The following is a 16,250-nucleotide window of genomic DNA, read 5'->3' as shown; positions in this document are numbered from 1 at the left end:
GAATTATTGAGACCTTTGGCTCAATAATTAGTCTTGGAACTTCGAAGAAGTTCGCTGACGTCCGTACTCACCTAAGGAAAGTTTTTTAATATGACTTTGTCTTCAATCTGAAGCCTGGAATTCCAGGCTTTTATACAAATTCTTAAATAACTTTTTAAGCTCTCCCCTTAGTCCTCTAACTCTGCTTCAATCTTCTTTTGTTTTTTCCGATTGATGAAGGCGAGTGGTTTTTCTAACAGATAAGTCAGAAGAGCAAAGACTAAAATGGCAAGGACGATTTTGAGCAGATACTTGGGACTAAGCATAAAGCTCATCGTTTCCCGCTTTCCAATCACATCCATTACGATCACAAATAAGGCAAATAAGATACCTGAGCCAATGCGACTGAACCAGCTGTCTGTTTCTAACATATCTCGAACATCAATCCCAGAACTAATCCTTCTGACAAGGGCATAAGCTCCCATGCCAATCAAGAGAATGAGCTCTGGTATATAGGCTAGTAGGTCCAAGTCCAGGATACTAGCTTTCACAAAGGCGGATACTGCAATAAAGCAGGTCATTCCAAGAACAAGTTCCCCCGCAATTTTTCCATCAATCAGCATGGTCCGTTCATCTTTTACAATTGGTTCTTTCTTTTGTTTCATATGATTCCTCTTTCTATTGTTAAAAACTGTTACTCCCAGAACAGTTGATCCAGTGTCTTATCCAAGGCCTTACAAATAGCCAGGCAGAGGCTGAGGGTCGGATTGTATTTCCCCGCCTCGATCAAGCCAATGGTCTGGCGCGTCACCCCGATGGCATCTGCAAGATCCCCCTGGGTCATATCATGCTCGACCCGGGCCATTTTTAATTTGAGATTTTTCGCCACAGGCTTTTCCTTTCTTGTTTTTATAGCTCTATTATACACTATATTTTCTATTTTGCAACATATATCTTACATTTTGTAAAAAATATTTTTGATAAACAAAAAAAGAGGCTGGGACAAAAGTCCTAGCCTCTCAATTGTCTTTGGATTGTCGAGCAAGACGCAGTGGTTGAGTGGGCTCTACTACGCTGATTTCATCAGCTTTTACAGCCCTACTCAACTTTGCGGAGGTGGGACGACGAAATCGAATTCTAACGAATGACCGATTTCGGTCCCTCTCTCTTCTCTTCTTATTTACGATTAATCTTTAGATAAACTTCCATCTTTTGTTTGGGTACGGGCATAGGCAATCAAGAGAAGAGAACCTGCAATAGCAACTGTCAAAGCATTAACAGAACCTGCTACAACTCCCTGAAGGAAGACCTTGTTGGCACTTTCTTTGTAGATCATCACATCTCCAATCGGTGCAATCAATCCCCAAATAAGCAAGTTGGCAATGACTTGAACAACGTTAAAGACGATCAATTCTTTCTTAGTCACTTCTCCTTTGAGGTCACCGATTTGTTTGCGGAACAAACCAACAAAGAGACCAAACAAGCCACTAGAAATAATCCAAGTCCACCAGAGGCCATAGGTCATGGCATCTTTAATAGCATGACCGATTACGCCCATCAAGAAACCAACAATTGGACCAAAAATCACACTAAAGAGGGCTTGAAGAGCGTATTGCAACTGAATGTTTGTATTTGGAGCTGGCGCCGGAATTGGAATCATTGCAATCACGACAAAGAGGGCTGCTCCAACCCCAATAGCTACAACATCCTTAATTGAAAAAGCTTGTTTTTGTTTCATTTTTTATCTCCTATTAATTTTCCATTTTTCTAATTTCAATATGCCAAGAAGCCCCAACTCCTACATTATAGGCCTTGGCAAAGGATCCCTGGTTGATGGCAAGACCAACACGGTAGAGGGAATTGATATAAAGGATTGGCTGGCCAATCCGCACATCGGCGAAGGACTTACCATAGGTCACTTGGTTTTGGTAAACCAGCATGTCATTGTTATAAATGGTTACTTCAAAGCGTTCCCCAAATGCGGGTTCCAAATGATTAAACTCTTCCCGAGTAATCGAGGTCCAAAGAGAACCAAAGCGCACATCCAAGATGTCAACGGCTCCTTTGACAAGATTGTCCTCTATAACAGTCTCCACCACAGGAATTTCTACAATATGTTCAACACTGAGCTCTGGCCCCACTTCCTCAAAGCTGATATGGCCACTGGCTAACTTAGCTCCTGTATAGGCATAGACATCACGCCCGTGGAAGGTATAAGAAAACTCAGTATTGGCCCGGCGGTTCTTCACCTCTGAAATCTCACGGATAGCAACAATCCCTACATGTTTCTTGATAAAAGAGAGGGTTCCATTATCCGGTGTAACAATGTATTGGTTCTTCGCCGTTTTGGCTACCACACTCTTTCGTTTGGAACCAACACCCGGATCGACCACCGAAACAAAGGTTGTCCCTTCTGGCCAGTAGTCTACCGTCTGAAAGAGGCGGTAACTTCCTTCAAAGATATTGTAAGGGGTAATGTCATGGGTCAAGTGATGAATCTTGAGGGTTGGTGATTCCTCTAAAGCAACCCCAATCATAGCAGAGACAGCCCCGTCTACCAGACCAAAGTCTGACTGAAGGACTAGTAAATTATTGTGCATATTTCTTCTCCATCATGTCATTTTCTATCTAGCTTTTGATAAACCAATTGTCCTAGAAGATAACCTAGTAGAGCTCCAAACAGAAGGGTCAATAAAAACCAGCTCACCGTCTCCATATTCGACGGTACCATAACGCGTTCAATATAATCCATCGACTTCCCACGGGCTAGTAAAGAAGCACGGTAACTAGCTGGTTGGATCCACATCATGAGAATGGGCCCTGTCGTCGTAAAGGAAAAGAGGAGGAAGGAAAGCGCATTGCCTAACTTCGACTGGTAGCGGCCTCGGGCTGCGACCAATTCGGCTAAAAGCCCCCCAACAAGAGCAGGAAGAAAGGCTCCAGCTCCATGACGAGTGAAAAGGAAAAAAGCACCAATCACAAGAGCAACTACTAGAATAGCTCCTGTCCGTTGAATTTTCTCAACATAGACGCGATAGATCCCTCCACCAACTAGGGCAGAGAAGGCTGGAGCATAAAACATATTCCCTCGATGGTCAACCAGACTTCCAAGCAGGACGCCTAAACCAATAGCAAGAAAATACAAGCCTGCAAAGGCTGCAACCTGCTTAAATTGATGTTTCTGTATCATGTTCATATACTTCACCCATCCTTACCGGTGACTAATTTTCTTGGTCAAGAAATCACCGATAAACTGAATAAAGAAGATCAAAAGCAGAATCAAGAAGGTTGCTAGCAAGGTGACATCATTATTAAAGCGTTGGTAACCATAGGAAATAGCCACGTTTCCGAGACCACCGGCTCCAATCGCACCCGCCATGGCTGTTTCACCAACCAAGGAAATAAGGGTAACAGTTGTGACACGAATCAGATCTGGAAGACCTTCACGAAGATAGACACCAACGATATCCCAAAATGTTGCCCCACTGGCTTGGGCCGCTTCAATTACACCTCGGTCAAGCTCAGATAAAACGACTTGAACTTGGCGGGCAAAGAAAGGAAAGACAGCTAAGGATAGGGGAACTAAGGCTGCTGTAGGACCGATCCCAGTTCCGACAATCATACGAGTAAAGGGATTGATCAAGGCTAGCAAGATGATAAATGGAATCGCACGAAAGATGGAAGTGATTTTATCCAAGATATGGAAAACCAATTTATTCTCGATAATCCCACCTGGTGCTGTCAAGACTAGTAATAAACCTGCAATGAGTCCCAATAAACCACCAATCACAAAAGAGATAAAGGTCATGTAAAGGGTCAGATAAATCGCTGTTCCCCATCCAGCTTGGCCACTCCAGCCCATCCGGTAAACATTTGGTAGATAGGTTTGAATAAAGTCAATCATGCATTACTCCCTTCTTTTAAGACACGCACAGAAACACCTGCTGCTTGTAGATCCCGCTGTGCTGCAGTTAGATTCGCTGCTTCCCCAGTAAGGATAACAACCAACTCACCAACAGGGGTATGATCCAAAATTTCAATGTTTCCGTGTAGAATATTAGCAGACACTTGGTACTGTTTATAAATATCGTTGATAATCGCTGTGTCTGTCACCGAACCAGAATATTTCAAATGGGCTAAAACAGAATCAGCTGGCAATTTCTTAACAATTTGTTGCTGGTTGATTTTCACCATAGCTTCCTCGATTCCTGTTGCAGTTGTGATGAAGTCTTGTGTCAATTCGTTCTTAGGATTAGAGAAGATGTCTAAAACAGAGCCTTCTTCAATCAATTCACCATTTTGCATGACAGCCACTCGATTGGCAATGTCTTTAACGATCTGCATTTCATGGGTAATCAAGACCACTGTCAAGCCCAACTTCTGATTCAGCTCTTGCAGAAGAGCAAGGATTTGTTTGGTCGTTTTTGGATCTAGGGCGGATGTTGATTCGTCAGAAATCAAAATCTTTGGATCGTTGGCGAGCGCACGCGCAATCGCCACCCGTTGTTTTTGTCCACCTGACAATTGAGCAGGATAGTTGTCCGCCCGATCTGACAGTCCTACTAGTTCCAACAACTTAGCCACTTTTTCAGCCTTTTGCTCTTTAGACAAATTTGAATGTTTGAGGGCGAAGGCCACATTTTCAGCTGCAGTCATTTGGGCCATAAGATTGAAGTGTTGGAAAATCATACCAATGTCCCGGCGTTTTTGGCGTAAAGCCGCAGCATTCAAGGTCACCCGATCTTGATAGATGACATCACCATCTACGGTGATAGTACCTGCTGACGGTACTTGCAAGAGATTGATGACCCGTACAAGCGTTGACTTCCCTGCACCAGAATACCCAACAATCCCGTAAATATCCCCTTCATTGATATGAATGGTCACATCCTTCACGGCTGCAATTTCACGTTTTTTCTGATGAAAGGTAACATCGATATGGTCCAGTTTGATAATTTCTTTACTCATAACTTGTGATTAACTCCTTAATTAATTCAATATGGGTATAGTAGTCTGCAATTTTCACATTTTCATCCCCACCATGATCTCGACTATTGGCATTTCCGATACCAAAGGCAGCCATTGGAACTTGCAAGGCCTCAAAGACCGTATGCATGGGACCAGTGCCTGCAGTTGTCGGAAGGACACAGACCCCTTCTGGGTAAAAGCGTTTGGCCAGATCAATTACATTGAGAATGGACGGCGCACTCATATCACTCCGATAGCTCATTTCCCCTAGTGTGAAAACAAGTTCAATCTTCTCAAAGCCATTCTGATCCAATTGTTTACGAATCAACTCCAAGACTTGTTTAGGCTCCAATCCTGGCACCAACCGAACTTCCATCTTGGCTCGAGCTTCTGCAGGAAGAATCGTCTTGACTCCTTGTCCCTGATACCCTGTTCCTAAGCCTTCAATGTTCATAGCTGGCTCAAAATAAAAACGTTTTAAGAACTGACTTCGTTCCTCTTTCAAGATAGGCAATTGGAGATTGTAAATCTCAGTCACATCGTTTGCTGTCTTATTGGCATAACGGTCAATCAAGGCCAATTCCCGCTCGTTAGGCTCCTCAATCAAATCATAGAGGCCATCCACCAAGATGCGACCGTCTTTATCTCGAAGGCTGGACAAAGCATTGAGCAGATACCAGGATGCTGACTCCACCACCCCACCATAGCTGGAATGGATATCCACATCTGCACTTTTAACCACCATGTCAAAGGTAACAATCCCCTTGTTTCCACCTGAGATTTCCAGTTCCCCTTGTTGGTTACGGGTCCCTTGTTCCCAGACTAAGAGGTCTGCCCCACGCAAGTGTTTTTTGTGCTTAGCTAGATACTTGTCCAGATCTGTTGAGGCAGATTCTTCTGCTCCTTCGATGATAAAGGTAATGTTAACCGGAAGGTCACCATTCTCACGGATATATTTTCGAATAGCCGTCAAGCGTGCGGTAATATGCCCCTTGTCGTCATCTACCCCTCGACCATACATGGTCCCATAATGGACCGAAAGCGTGAAGGGATCACTTGTCCAAGACTGGTCGCCATCTGCTGGAACTGTATCGTAATGGTTGTAGAAAATGATGGTCTTCGCATCCGGATTGGGTGAAACAAATTTAGCAATAACAAATGGCGCTGTATAACTGTCATCAACAGTTACCTTAGCCCCTGCAGCTGTGAAGATTTCTCCCAAGTAGGTTGCCACTTCTTTTAGACCAATCTGCTGGGCAAAGATGGAGCGCTTGGAGATGAGAGTTCTTAGGACTTCAAAATAATGCTGAGCGACCTCATCGATTTCAAATTTGCGTATTTGTTCTGTCTCTCTTGGATTCGACATCATTTCCTCCTACTATACACGATAAGAGGTAGAGAAAATCTTCTCCACCTCTCTATTCATCCTCTTGATTACCAAACTGGTTGGTCCATACCGTCTGAAGATTCTTCAATCACTTTCTTCACATTATCAGTATGGTAAGCTTTAATAATAGCTTCGATTGCTTTCGCTTTATCAGATGATTTCCAATCTTTCTTAGCTGCAATCAAGTTGTACCATTGTTTAGAATTGCTGTTTGCTTTTTCTACAAAGAGAGCTTTCTTGTAATCAATACCTGCTTCACGAACAAAAGTGTTATTGATGATCGCTGCATCAACTGATGGAAGTGAAGAAGCTGTTTGAGAAGCGTCCAACTCAGAAATTGTCAAATTCTTTGGATTGTCTTTGATGTTGCTGATGGTAGCCAATTCCCCATCTTTTGTATCCAACTTGATCAAACCAGCTGATTCTAATACATACAAAGCACGGCTTTCGTTTGTTGGGTCGTTGGGTACTGCAATCGTTCCTTTTTCAGGAATGTCTTTCACATCTGTGTATTTATTTTTCCCATCTTTTGTACCAGAGTAAAGACGGATTGGCGCAATGTAAGTATCTGCAACAGAAACTAGGTCTGCGTTGTTTTCTTTGTTCCAGTTTTCAAGATAGTTGTAATGTTGGAAAGCATTGATATCCACATCGCCATCACGAACAGCTTGGTTTGGTTGAGAATAGTCTGTAAACTCAGTGAATTCCAACTTGATGTTTGCTTTTGCGTCATCCAAGTTCTTTTGCACTTCTTTCCAACGAGCTTCTTCTGTATCGCTTAAGCTAATCACCCCAACTTTAACAGTTGTCACACCATCTTTATCAGATGATTTAGATGATTTTGAAGAACCACATGCTGCTAAAGCAAATGTTGCAACGGTAGCAAGAGCTGCTACTCCAAAAAGTTTTGTTAATTTCATATTCTTTTCTCCTTATGATGTTTTTAAATAACCTTATTTAATATCAGAAGCTTCTGGAAGGAAAGTTCCACCGAAGTACTTCTTAGACAATTTTTCCAGTGTCCCATCTTCGTACAATTCTTTGATCCGTTTGTTGACGAAGGTTTCCAATTCTTTCTCACCTTTAGCAAGGATTGGGTATACGTATGGTTGTTTATCGCTTGGTAGTTCGATGACCTCCAAGTTATCCAAGCCTTGGTCCTTGATGATGGCCTCAACTGTCAAACGTTCAAAAATCTTATAATCTGAACGGCCATCGCTCAAATTAGCCAGAATGGATTGGATGGTACCCTCTGTATATTTGAGCTCTGTTGGATTATCCTTGTGCTCTTCATTGTAGGCTTCCAACTGTTTCGCTGTAGATGTACCTTGGATGACCTCTGTAGACTTGCCACCGATATCATCTAATGACTTGATGCCTGATCCTTTTTTAACCACTAAGACCACTGGGTTCTTTGCGTAAGGATTTGGATACAAGTATTTTTCCGCACGTTTTTCATCGTAGCTAAGGTTGCTGACACCGATTTGGTAACGATCACCGTCTAAGCCTGCAAAGATTGAAGACCACTCCGTCTTATTAAAGTTGACTTCATATTTATCTGATCCTTTGAAGATTTCACGCATGACTTCGATTTCATAACCCGTCAATTCCCCATCCTTATCATAAGTGAAGGGTTTGGTTGTTCCAACCGTAGCGACTTCAATGGTCCGTTTTCCACTTGATTGACTTGATGACTTTGATGAGCAGGCTACCAAAGTCCCAACTGCCGCCAAGCCCACAAGACTCAAACCAACATATTTGATGAATTTATTCAATTTCATTTGTTCTCCTTTTCACTAAAATTGTTTATTCCTCTGTAAAAAAACAGCTTTTTCCATCATATCAAAATTCCTAACTCTTGGGTATTATATTTTCTTTATAGAGGTGATAGGTTTTATCTATCACGTCTCATTTGGTTGAAAATTTTTCCAGCAAAGCGAGGGCATTTTCTACGTAATAGGGAACCGATACTGCAAAAGCAGCATCATCTATGACCATGCTATCATGGTGGAGATCCGGTGCATCCGGTGCACCATTCGATCCAATAAAAGCAAAAACCCCTGGGATTTTCTCCTGATAAAAGGCGAAATCTTCACCCGCTGTCGATGGCTGAGCCTCTACAACTTCTGCAAAAGACTTAGACCAGCGAAAGACTTTTTTAGCCAAGGCCTTATCATTATAGGTGACCGGGGGCGTCTTGCCCCATTCAAACTGGACCATGACTCCTGTACTATTGGAGATTTGCTCAATCACGCGAATGAAATCCGCTTTTAGGCGTTTCTGGAGATCTGGATTAAAGGTTCGAATAGTTCCTTCAAAATAACCAGACTTTGGTAGAACATTCCAGGTTGAACCAGCTTCGATATGGGTCACAGATAGAACGGCTGTCTCAAATGGCGAAACCGTGCGAGAGACCAAGGTCTGCAACTGCTGGACCATACTAGTGATTGCTACAACCGTATCCAAACCGAGATCCGGCCTGGCAGCATGACTGCTCACCCCAGTGACAGTCACCTTAAATTTTTCAACCCCTGCCATCATAGCTCCTGGGCGCAAGGCCAACTGACCCGCAGGCAAAGACGGCATATTATGAAAGCCAAGGATAGCCTCTACATCTTCTAGGAGTCCGGTCGCTAATACAGCAGATGCTCCCTCAGAAGTCTCCTCAGCTGGCTGAAAGATGAAGCGAATCGTTCCCTTTAAGTCCGCTTCCATACCTTTTAGGACTTCTGCAGCCCCTAAGAGGCTCACCTGGTGGAAGTCATGACCACAGGCATGCATGACACCAGGGTTTTGACTTTGATAGTCGAGACCCGTGTTCTCCTGAATTGGAAGGGCATCAATATCTGCGCGAAGGGCAATGATAGGTTTACCCTGCCCAATTTCAGCAATCAAGCCTGTTTTTAATCCACTGTTTAAAATGCGTACACCAAGCTTTTCCAAATAGGCTTTGAGATAAGCTGTGGTTTGGTATTCTTGTCCAGACAATTCTGGATGCTGATGCACATAATGCCGAATGGGCACTAGATGTTCATAGGAAAATGAAACCATTTCTCGTCCCCTTTCTAGCATAGTTCTATTCTATCACTGTGATCTCTATTCGTCTAATTCCTATTTTTTTCTCTCAGTTATAGCTAGGGACTATATCATTATTTTCATGACCTCTCCCACCTTTCCTAAAAAGCCGAAGCACAAGAAAAAAACCTTTGAAGAAATCATCTTCAAAGGTCTATTTCTATTAGAATCCATCTACGTTGGTGTAGATTTTTTGAACATCTTCGTCGTCTTCAAGAACACTGTAGAGTTTTTCAAAGGTTTCCAAGTCTTCACCTGACAACTCTACTTCTGACTGAGGAATCATCTCCAATTCAGTCACTTGGAATTCTTCGATACCTGATTCACGCAATGCAACGATAGCCTTGTGAAGGTCAGTTGGAGCTGTGTAAACAGTGATGGTTCCTTCTTCTGCTTCGACATCGTCTACATCCACATCTGCCTCGAGCAAAAGCTCAAAGATAGCATCCGCATCGTCACCAGCAAAGACGATGACACCCTTGTTGTCAAAGAGGTAAGATACAGAACCAGAAGCTCCCATGTTCCCACCATTTTTACCAAAAGCCGCACGGACATTGGCAGCTGTACGGTTAACGTTTGACGTCAAGGTATCAACGATCAACATAGAACCATTTGGTCCGAACCCTTCGTAACGTCCTTCTGTAAAGGTTTCGTCCGTGTTTCCTTTTGCCTTATCGATCGCTTTATCAATCACGTGTTTTGGCACTTGCGCTTGTTTAGCACGGTCGATAACGAATTTCAAAGCAGTATTCAATTCTGGATCTGGTTCACCTTTTTTAGCGGCTACATAGATCTCAACACCAAATTTGGCATATACTTTTGAGTTGGCACCATCTTTGGCAGTTTTCTTGGCTACAATATTTGCCCATTTACGTCCCATGAGGATTCTCCTTGTGTTTGGTTCATATTATTTTCAATCTTTAACATTATATCACAAATCGCCTAACTTAGACTAGAATTTTCTATTTTTAGCGGGGGATTTTATGGGAACTTTCTTCCAGCAGAGAACTTGATAATTCTATATCAGCTATCAAAAAATCCCCACCCTCAAGTAAACTGTTTATTCTTCCACTCTCACCGGCACCCGGCCCCAGGTTTGTTCCGGTAGTTGGGGATGGCCCAATTGATAGACTTGGTCTGCTTGCTGACTCAGGGCATCCCAAGGTTCCTTACCAATCCGCGTCACAACGTTCACTTGACCTTTTAGTGACTTGAGGTGGGCTTGGCCTTTTTCAGTAAAGCCCAAGACATGGATAGCGGTCGGCAAGATTTCTTCTCTCGCACCTACTAAGATATAAGTCAAAATGCGGCGCACACGCGCCTTGGTATAGCGCTTGGTCGCCACCTGGTTAACCAAGTCTTCCACAGAGCTCGCGCTTCGAATGGCATCCTTTATCCGATTGGCCAGTTCTTCATTGACCTGAAATATCTGTGTCAGATCCGGATGGGTTAGGATTTGATAATTGAGCAGTTGAAAATAATCTTCCCAAGTCACCTGCGGAGCCGACTGAAAGAGTTGGCTATTGGGCATAAATTTGTCAACAAAGTCCTGATCTTCCTTGTTAAGGCGAAGACTCGTAGCAGAAGCATAGGCCACTTCTTTTTCTTCTGAATGGTAGCCCGCTCCCTGCCGTTGGATGGGCTTAAGCGCAATCGCCTTCCCAGCACAAGCCTTGGCATAAGCCAAGCCCAAGATATGGTTGGGAGTAGCCCCTGTAAACTCCACTCCAGCAAAGGTTTCCCACATCTTTTGGGTCTTTTGTGGATAGGATAACTCTTCTGGAAGTCTTCGCAAAAAAGCTTCCATTTCCTCTGCTTGCTCTGAGTAAACAGTTGCAATCGATTGGTAATCCAAAACTTCTTCTGTCCCAAAGGTCAATTGATAAATTCCCAAACGGGACAAGATCTCTATCGCGCCTTTGGCAAAATGGTCAGCTGACTGAACAGCCACGAGAAAGGGGAGCTCGACCACCAGGTCCGCTCCATTTTCCAAAGCCATCTGGGCCCGTATCCACTTGTCTACAATGGCAGGCTCACCACGTTGAACAAAATTCCCGGACATGGCAACAATCTTCAGTCCTTCTGCCTGATCCAACAAGTACTTGTGGCCATTGTGAAAGGGATTAAATTCTGCAATAATTCCTGTAACTGTCATGCTATCCTACTTCTGTGCTACGAAAAACCAACGTTTGCTAGTCTTTGTTGGCTCCTTATCTTCAAAGTCCGCGTAGAGTTTAAAGGATTTAAAGCCAGCCTGCTCCAATAAGATATCATAGGTCAAGACTTCATAGGTGCGTTCTTCATGGACTTCATCGTGGCGACTAAAGGAGCCATCCTCTTCTTGGACGAAGAAGGTCAGCTCATGGACAATCGAATGAGGGGCTCCATCCTCGTAGGTATCCCAGAGCATGGCAAAATCTTCCGCATTTTCATGGTAAGAATAGCCTGGAAAAACCTCATCAGTCTGGTAGGTCGAATGGACATCAAAGATAAAAACACCATCTTCATTCAGAGCATTATAGACTTCTTTGAAGACATCTCCCACTTCTACTTCGTCTTGCATGTAGCAGATGGAATCGGAATAGCAGGTCACAAAGTCGTAGCTACCTGCTTGCGACAAGTCCAGCATATTGCCCTCGATAAAATCAATCTTCTGCTTAGCTGAAGCCGCTCTTTTTTCAGCAATTTTCAGCATGTCAGCACTCAGGTCTAATCCTGTCACATCAAACCCAGCCTGGGAAAAGCGAACAGATTGAATCCCTGTCCCACAAGCCAATTCCAGTAATTTTTTCTTATCTTTTGTCTTTGGGAGATGCCGGAGAGAAAAATCCGTCCACAAATCATACAGACTGTCATCCATGACCGCATCATAGACCGCCGCAAAGGTTTCATAAGTCGCCATAAATCAAGATACAAAGAGCGTTAAAAGCAAAGAGAAAATTTTTCTTTTTCTCACAGCTTTTAGCTCGTGTTCAGTTAGAAACCTAACCAAACACAAGGCCCTATCCTTTCTTTCCATAAAATTTCAATTTAACCAACAAAACTCAGTTGCTACCAACTGAGTTTACCTGCTTATGCTAGGACTGCTGAAAGATCGACAGCACTTGCTTCGTGCCATAGCTTTTCTAGGTTATAGTGGGTACGCATTTCTTCTGAGAAGACATGGACCACCACACCACCTAAGTCAAGAAGGACCCAACCTCCAGCTGAGTCACCTTCGACATGGCTAGCATTGCCACCAGCTTCAACGACTTTCTCACGAATATTCTCTGCAATTGCTTCCAACTGACGGCTATTCATAGAGCTTGCGATGACAAAGTAATCTGTCACACTAGTCAAGCTATGGACATCCAAAGCGACAATGTCTTCTGCACGTTTTTCATCGGCAGCTTTAACAACAAGTTCAAGTAATTCTTTTTCTTTCATTTAGTCCTCTTTCAAATACTTCACAAATGCGTTATAGGTTTCAAGGGTTTGGGGATAAATGGGCAATCCTTGGTGGGCCAGGTGTTCGACTGTGCGAGCTGTCTCATAGGCCACCGCTTGATCCAAGGAGACTTGAGCGATGTCACGTGCTTGCTCTACCCCCGGAAAGGCCCGGTTGTGCTCAATGTAATCTGCCACATAGACAATCTTGTCTAAGGTTGACATTTGACTACTCCCCACTGTGTGAATCTCAATACTGCGAAGAATGGCTGGATCTGTCAGTCCGAGATCTTCCTTAATCTTATAAATGCCGACCATTCCATGCCAGACGTTATTGCCCCAGTTTTTTAATGCTGGATCAAGACTATAGCGATCAATCAAGTCTAGAAATTCCTGATCCGATAATTTCTTGGCGTAGTCATGCAACAAACCTGCTAGGCCAGCCTGCTCTTCATCAGCCCCATAGCGTTTGGCCAAGTCACGAGCAGCCTTCTCAACCCCTAAACAGTGGGTTAGCCGCTTTTCTGGCAGGATTTGACGCATTTTTTCAAGCAAGACCTCACGAGGAAAGCCGAGATAGTTTTCATAGGTCATTGATACAAACCTTCTTTCTTGATGTAGTCCAAGACTGGCTTTGGCAACATAAAGTTGGGCGTCCGACCTTGGGCGATAAACTCTCGCACCATGCTAGAAGAGATGTCCATAAGAGGAACATCGACCCAAATCACAGGATAGGAGGTTCCCGCCTTGTAACGGGGACGTTGAACACCGACAAACTGCACCATCTCCACTAATTCGTCAATCCGATACCATTTTGGCAGGTAGTCTACCATATCCGCTCCAATGATGAAGTAATAGTCTGTATCTGGGTCTCGCTCATTGAGCAACTTCATCGTATCGTAGGTATAGGAGATCCCTTTACGCTCTAGCTCAATCGTCTCGATTTCCAGACCTTCAATGCCATCGATGGCTAGTTCGAGCATTTTCAAGCGATGGCCTTCATCAATGGTTTCTTTTTTATCCACATGCGGAGGCTCATATTCTGGCATGAGAAGGACCTTGTCCAAGCCTAATTGCTGGCGAACTTGGTCTGCAACAACAAGATGGGCATTATGGACGGGATTAAAATTCCCTCCGAGGATTCCCACTTGTTTGCGTTTCTTATCTTTGATCTCTGGCTCTAACTCCACCTTAGTAAAGGGGGTTAATAGTTCAATGGCCATATACCTGCTCTCCTGTGTCTCTTAGATTTCTTTTACTTTGACTGAAATCTTCCGGTTTTCTTTTTTGCTTGATTGTTTGTATAAGATGAGGATGCGTCCAATTTTTTGAACCGTATCCACACCGATTTCTTCTTCCAAGATTTCCGCTACTTCATGGATATTCTCATCCGTATTTTGAAGGAGAGTCACCTTGATCAGTTCGCGCGCATCTAACGCTTGACGCACACTTGTTTTGATTTGGTCATTGAGACCGTTTTTCCCGATTTGGATAATAGGTTTGAGGCTGTGGGCTTGGCTGTTGAGGAAAGCCCGTTGTTTGGATGTTAATGTCATGCTTTTTTCATTGTTTCTTTTTTGATACTTTTCTGATGTGGTAGCGGTCGTCAGCGACCTCCTAGCGGAGTTCCATGACTTAAATTTGAGCCTAGGTCTCAAATTTTCCGCGCCTAAGTAGTAAAATACCTACTTAGGCTTTCACCACAGCGAAAAGTATCCTTTCTAGGCTCGTTGCACTCGCCCAGTCTATAAAGAAACTATTTCCTTTCAAAATTTTAAATAATAGCTTTGCGGGTAACGACTGCTACGCCTTCTGGTGCCCAGACGGCTACTTTGGCTTCTCCATTGACGCGGATCCAGCCCAGTCCTGAGATGACGAGGTCTGTCTTGTCCTTGATGGTAAACTCATGAGAAACCAAGGGTGGGAATTCTTCTTTTTCTTTGCTATTAGGAGGTGTTAGTAAGCCACCGACATGCTTGTCATAAAAGGCTGTTGCTCCTTCGAGCTTGGTTCGGTGAAGCTTGAGTTCATTATCAAAGAAGGCAGTGAAGCCTTGCTTTTCTCCCTTGATAAAGTCAAACCGTCCCAGACCACCCAAGAAGAGGGTTTGCTCTGGATTGAGCTGATAAGTCTTGGGTTTGATTTCCTTTTTAGGGCTGACATACTTGAGGTTTTTTGCCGTCAAGTAATGAGCCATTTGGTGGCGATGGATAATCCCTGGTGTATCGTAGATGTAGGACCCATCGTCCAGTGGTATTTCGATCTTGTCCAGTGTCGTACCTGGGAAGCGAGAGGTCGTGATGATATCTTTGTCTCCAGTGATTTCTTGGATGATTGCATTGATGAGGGTCGATTTCCCAACGTTGGTCACCCCCACTACATAGACGTCACGGCCTTTGCGGTACTGCTCGATCTTTTCCATCAAGTCCTTGATAGCGCTCTTATTTTGGGCAGAGGTGAGGACCACATCGACAGGACGCATCCCTTCTTCGTGGGCCCGCTCCATCAACCAATGCGTCACCTTGCTATCTTTAACTGACTTAGGCAAGATGTCCTTTTTATTTCCGACCAAGAGGACATCATTTCCTGCTACAAAGCGTGGCAGGCCAGGGATAACAGATCCATTAAAGTCAAAAATATCCACTACATTGACCACGAGAGCATCACTATCACCTACTTCGTGAAGGAGCTTTAGGAAATCATCATCTGTCAGATGCACATCTGTGATTTCATTGTAGTGACGTAGACGGAAACAGCGTTGGCAATAGACTTCGCCTGTTTCCAAGCCCTTTTCAAGAGCTGATTGGGGAGTATAGCCTAGCCCCTCTTTATTTTCTGTCTGAATGGGCGCTCCACAGCCAATACAGAATAATTCTTCCATTATTAAATTCCTTTTTTATATACAATTGGACCATATTTTTCGGCCATTTGCTTCATGACACGGCGTTCACGCGCCCGGTTGATCTGGGTCTTGATGGAGTCATGCTCAACCAAAGGCTTGACCAAAATCGAGCGAATGCCTGCTCGATGAGCGGCCCGGATATCCGTCATCAGTTGATCTCCGACCATGACCACTTCATTTTTCTCATAGTGGAAACGTTTGAGGGCCCGATCAATCCCAAAAGTAAAGGGCTTAAGCGACCAAGCTTCATAGTCAATATCAAATTTCTCAACAGCGCGCTTGACCCGTTTGGGGCTATTATTAGACACCACGATAACCCGAATCCCCCCATCACGAAGGTCATGTAACCACTGGCGCATCTCAGGAGTACCATCCGGATTATTCCAAGCAATCAAGGTGTTATCCAAATCCACAAGGACCGCCTTGATACCTTGTTTTTTCAAGTCTGCAACGGTGAGATCATAGGCTGCTTCCACCGCAAAATCTGGTTTGTAATTTTCGATTGACACGTTT

At 43.8% G+C, this 16,250-nt stretch carries 20 protein-coding genes; all 20 read right to left on the bottom strand.

Going from position 1 to position 16,250, the window contains the following annotated elements:
* Positions 1-167: 167 nt before the first annotated feature.
* Positions 168-644, bottom strand: coding sequence for a DUF6773 family protein (locus ACOXXR_RS02070; protein ID WP_445278650.1), 477 nt, complete (start codon positions 642-644; stop codon positions 168-170).
* Between the two features lie 29 nt (positions 645-673).
* Complete coding sequence (locus ACOXXR_RS02065; protein WP_023027179.1) at positions 674-868, bottom strand: helix-turn-helix transcriptional regulator; 195 nt, start codon at positions 866-868, stop codon at positions 674-676.
* Positions 869-1,165: 297 nt separating this feature from the next.
* Complete coding sequence (locus ACOXXR_RS02060) at positions 1,166-1,717, bottom strand: ECF-type riboflavin transporter substrate-binding protein (protein WP_425931066.1); 552 nt, start codon at positions 1,715-1,717, stop codon at positions 1,166-1,168.
* 13 nt (positions 1,718-1,730) lie between these two features.
* Entirely contained in the window at positions 1,731-2,579 is an 849-nt protein-coding gene (locus ACOXXR_RS02055; RefSeq protein ID WP_023024179.1) for an SAM hydrolase/SAM-dependent halogenase family protein, read from the bottom strand.
* 17 nt (positions 2,580-2,596) lie between these two features.
* Positions 2,597-3,175 (bottom strand): MptD family putative ECF transporter S component, encoded by a 579-nt coding sequence (locus ACOXXR_RS02050; protein ID WP_126404727.1) that lies wholly within the window; start codon positions 3,173-3,175, stop codon positions 2,597-2,599.
* A gap of 15 nt (positions 3,176-3,190) precedes the next feature.
* Positions 3,191-3,883, bottom strand: a complete 693-nt coding sequence (locus ACOXXR_RS02045) for a methionine ABC transporter permease (protein WP_006595735.1) — start codon at positions 3,881-3,883, stop codon at positions 3,191-3,193.
* The gene (locus ACOXXR_RS02040; RefSeq protein ID WP_445278649.1) at positions 3,880-4,947 is read right to left on the bottom strand and encodes a methionine ABC transporter ATP-binding protein; all 1,068 of its coding nucleotides are present in this window, start codon (positions 4,945-4,947) and stop codon (positions 3,880-3,882) included. The genes ACOXXR_RS02045 and ACOXXR_RS02040 overlap by 4 nt, the downstream gene beginning before the upstream one ends.
* Positions 4,940-6,313: a M20/M25/M40 family metallo-hydrolase gene (locus ACOXXR_RS02035; RefSeq protein WP_445278648.1), complete on the bottom strand. Its 1,374-nt coding sequence runs from the start codon at positions 6,311-6,313 to the stop codon at positions 4,940-4,942. The genes ACOXXR_RS02040 and ACOXXR_RS02035 overlap by 8 nt, the downstream gene beginning before the upstream one ends.
* Positions 6,314-6,381: 68 nt before the next feature.
* Positions 6,382-7,254, bottom strand: a complete 873-nt coding sequence (locus ACOXXR_RS02030; protein ID WP_445278647.1) for a MetQ/NlpA family ABC transporter substrate-binding protein — start codon at positions 7,252-7,254, stop codon at positions 6,382-6,384.
* A gap of 33 nt (positions 7,255-7,287) precedes the next feature.
* Positions 7,288-8,115, bottom strand: coding sequence for an amino acid ABC transporter substrate-binding protein (locus tag ACOXXR_RS02025; RefSeq protein ID WP_117744610.1), 828 nt, complete (start codon positions 8,113-8,115; stop codon positions 7,288-7,290).
* A 127-nt stretch (positions 8,116-8,242) separates the two neighbouring features.
* Positions 8,243-9,385, bottom strand: coding sequence for an amidohydrolase (locus ACOXXR_RS02020; RefSeq protein ID WP_042361209.1), 1,143 nt, complete (start codon positions 9,383-9,385; stop codon positions 8,243-8,245).
* 187 nt (positions 9,386-9,572) lie between these two features.
* A complete protein-coding gene (locus tag ACOXXR_RS02015) occupies positions 9,573-10,289 on the bottom strand; it encodes a YebC/PmpR family DNA-binding transcriptional regulator (RefSeq protein ID WP_006146163.1) in 717 nt (238 codons plus the stop codon).
* Positions 10,290-10,469: 180 nt separating this feature from the next.
* On the bottom strand, positions 10,470-11,564 hold the full coding sequence (locus tag ACOXXR_RS02010; RefSeq protein WP_445278646.1) for a nucleotidyltransferase: 1,095 nt from the start codon (positions 11,562-11,564) through the stop codon (positions 10,470-10,472).
* A gap of 6 nt (positions 11,565-11,570) precedes the next feature.
* Positions 11,571-12,311 carry a class I SAM-dependent DNA methyltransferase gene (locus ACOXXR_RS02005; protein WP_445278645.1) on the bottom strand — a complete coding sequence of 247 codons (741 nt, stop codon included), beginning with the start codon at positions 12,309-12,311 and terminating at the stop codon, positions 11,571-11,573.
* Positions 12,312-12,481: 170 nt separating this feature from the next.
* Complete coding sequence (gene rsfS, locus ACOXXR_RS02000; RefSeq protein ID WP_445278644.1) at positions 12,482-12,835, bottom strand: ribosome silencing factor; 354 nt, start codon at positions 12,833-12,835, stop codon at positions 12,482-12,484.
* Positions 12,836-13,429, bottom strand: coding sequence for a bis(5'-nucleosyl)-tetraphosphatase (symmetrical) YqeK (gene yqeK, locus ACOXXR_RS01995; protein ID WP_445278643.1), 594 nt, complete (start codon positions 13,427-13,429; stop codon positions 12,836-12,838).
* Complete coding sequence (locus ACOXXR_RS01990) at positions 13,426-14,058, bottom strand: nicotinate-nucleotide adenylyltransferase (RefSeq protein WP_129822416.1); 633 nt, start codon at positions 14,056-14,058, stop codon at positions 13,426-13,428. The genes yqeK and ACOXXR_RS01990 overlap by 4 nt, the downstream gene beginning before the upstream one ends.
* A 21-nt stretch (positions 14,059-14,079) precedes the next feature.
* On the bottom strand, positions 14,080-14,391 hold the full coding sequence (yhbY, locus tag ACOXXR_RS01985) for a ribosome assembly RNA-binding protein YhbY (protein ID WP_006595720.1): 312 nt from the start codon (positions 14,389-14,391) through the stop codon (positions 14,080-14,082).
* Positions 14,392-14,609: 218 nt separating this feature from the next.
* Positions 14,610-15,716: a ribosome biogenesis GTPase YqeH gene (yqeH, locus tag ACOXXR_RS01980; RefSeq protein WP_049472983.1), complete on the bottom strand. Its 1,107-nt coding sequence runs from the start codon at positions 15,714-15,716 to the stop codon at positions 14,610-14,612.
* 2 nt (positions 15,717-15,718) lie between these two features.
* The gene (locus tag ACOXXR_RS01975; RefSeq protein ID WP_045759146.1) at positions 15,719-16,246 is read right to left on the bottom strand and encodes a YqeG family HAD IIIA-type phosphatase; all 528 of its coding nucleotides are present in this window, start codon (positions 16,244-16,246) and stop codon (positions 15,719-15,721) included.
* Positions 16,247-16,250 lie beyond the last annotated feature (4 nt).

The sequence above is a fragment of the Streptococcus sp. KHUD_013 genome (assembly GCF_052588545.1).
Note: the sequence above shows the minus strand (reverse complement) of the source record. Positions and strands in the feature narration are given on the sequence as shown.